The organism is Streptomyces sp. NPDC050121 (genome assembly GCF_044460385.1).
Lineage (GTDB): Bacteria > Actinomycetota > Actinomycetes > Streptomycetales > Streptomycetaceae > Streptomyces > Streptomyces soliscabiei.
In genome coordinates, this window is the sequence record NZ_JBITJV010000123.1 from 1 (window position 1) to 1,085 (window position 1,085).

A 1,085-nucleotide genomic window follows, 5' to 3' on the forward strand; every position below is an offset into this window, starting at 1 on the left:
CTGCGCGCCTTCGACCTGGTCTTCGTCTTCAACAAGGGCGCCCAGGGCACCGAGCTGCTCTCGATCCTGGTCACCAACAACATCATCGGTGAGTCCAGCCGCATCGGATACGGCTCGGCGATCGCCGTCGTCCTGCTGGTGATCTCCCTCGCCGTGATCATCCCGTACCTGATCGCGACCTTCCGGAAGGAGCGGCGAGCATGAGCGCGACCCTCGCGACCAAGCAGCGCACCCCCATCCGCCCCGCCCGGATCCTGCTGCACACGTTCCTCGTCGTCACGGCCCTGGCCTGGCTGGCGCCCCTGCTGTGGGCCCTGTTCGCGGCCCTGCGCCCGTACGCGGAGACCAGCACCAAGGGCTACGTCTCCTGGCCCGACAAACTGAGCTTCGACAATTTCACCAACGCCTTCCAGCAGTCGGACATGCTGCACTACTTCGGGAACACGCTGATCATCGCGGTCCCGGCGGTGCTGCTCACCCTGTTCCTGTCGTCCTGCGTGGCCTTCTACGTCAGCCGCTTCGACTTCCGGGTCAACCTCTTCCTGCTGCTCGTCTTCACGGCCGGCAACCTGCTCCCGCAGCAGGTCATCATCACCCCGCTGTACCGCCTCTACCTGCTCATCGACCTGCCCGGCATCACCATGAGCGGCAAGCTGTACGACTCCGCGCTCGGCCTGGTCCTCATCCACGTCGCCTTCCAGTCCGGGTTCTGCGCCTTCGTGCTGGCCAACTACATGCGCTCACTTCCGCACGAGCTGACCGAGGCCGCGCTCGTCGACGGGGCGTCCGTGTGGCGCCTGTACTGGCAGATCGTGCTGCCGCTGTGCAAGCCCGCGATGGCCGCCCTGGCGACCCTGCTGTCCATCTGGATCTACAACGACTTCTTCTGGGCGATCGTGCTGATCTCCACCGGCGAGAACATGCCGATCACCTCGGCCCTGAACAACCTCTCCGGCCAGTACTTCACCGACCCCAACCTGGTCGCCGCCGGCGCCCTGCTCACCGCGATCCCCACGCTGATCGTGTACTTCGTCCTCCAGCGCCAGTTCGTCAGCGGCCTGACCCTGGGCGCCAACAAGGGCTGA

Annotated in this window: 1 protein-coding gene and 1 pseudogene; both read left to right on the forward strand. The window is 65.6% G+C overall.

Annotated features, from left to right (window positions below; genetic code table 11):
• Positions 1-204: pseudogene (locus ACIBTS_RS49415) on the forward strand (sugar ABC transporter permease); the annotation flags it as partial.
• Positions 201-1,085 carry a carbohydrate ABC transporter permease gene (locus ACIBTS_RS49420; RefSeq protein WP_399328573.1) on the forward strand — a complete coding sequence of 295 codons (885 nt, stop codon included), beginning with the start codon at positions 201-203 and terminating at the stop codon, positions 1,083-1,085. The pseudogene ACIBTS_RS49415 and the gene ACIBTS_RS49420, both read left to right, overlap by 4 nt.